We start from the raw sequence: 256 nt of genomic DNA, 5'->3' as shown, positions 1-256 counted from the left end.
ACATCGAATTATAGAAACGTCGCCCATGGCCTCGTTCAAACAGTCCAAAGCCTGCTTGCAACAAGCGAGATCGAATCTCTTCAGGCAACTGGGCAGAAAAGCGCATTCCTAGCTGTGCGGCCACCTGCTCCAGAGCTTCTCGACGTTTCTTTTCGTGGTAAAGGGCTAGAGCCAAGATCCCGGCAGCCAGAGCTAAAAACAGGATAAAAATAAGCAACCCCATACCGTCTCCCTCGGCTTAGCCACTGCAGCGCCC

General features: G+C 52.7%; 1 pseudogene. It reads right to left on the bottom strand.

From position 1 onward, the window contains the following. Positions 1-223: pseudogene (locus tag NW856_RS13950) on the bottom strand (hypothetical protein); the annotation flags it as partial. Between the last annotated feature and the right edge of the window lie 33 nt (positions 224-256).

The organism is Synechococcus sp. R3-13 (assembly GCF_047462195.1).
Lineage (GTDB): Bacteria > Cyanobacteriota > Cyanobacteriia > Thermostichales > Thermostichaceae > Thermostichus.
This window is presented reverse-complemented; position numbering and strand designations above follow the sequence as displayed.